Origin of the sequence: Vibrio sp. S234-5 (assembly GCF_000960595.1) — a bacterium.
In the GTDB taxonomy this organism is placed as follows: domain Bacteria; phylum Pseudomonadota; class Gammaproteobacteria; order Enterobacterales; family Vibrionaceae; genus Vibrio.
In genome coordinates, this window is sequence record NZ_JZAM01000255.1 from 1 (window position 1) to 403 (window position 403).

Below are 403 nucleotides of genomic sequence, written 5' to 3' on the forward strand. Positions count from 1 at the left end.
GCACATAACGCCCTGTTAAGGGGTGGGCAACGCAATACCGAAGCCGCCGCTACCACCTTAATCACTTAAACCAACGCATAATGAAAATGCCACGCGTTGCGAATCCCTCTTGAACAGTTTGTTATGCCGATACTACCAGTTGCCACAAAACTGGCTTTCACACGGTATACCATCGTTGTCACCGTCTATTTTGACATTAGGACAGTTTGATAGATAAAACTTAGCTTCGTTGCACGATACCATCTCACTACAGTAAGTTTTACCTTGGCAACTAAAACCCATGTTTTCATATTCCGGATTTAATGTCGGCTCTATTCCGAATAGATAGAATCCCGCACCAACAATGCCAATAAACACTGCGGACAATAACATTGAAAAAGGATTGACTTTGTTGGGCTCTACA

The 403-nt window shown here is 43.2% G+C and carries 1 protein-coding gene; it reads right to left on the bottom strand.

Annotation, left to right across the window (positions count from 1 at the left end; all coding sequences use genetic code 11):
* Positions 1-132: 132 nt before the first annotated feature.
* The coding region (locus UF06_RS24715; RefSeq protein ID WP_139046386.1) for an excalibur calcium-binding domain-containing protein at positions 133-403 on the bottom strand (271 nt) is incomplete at its 5' end.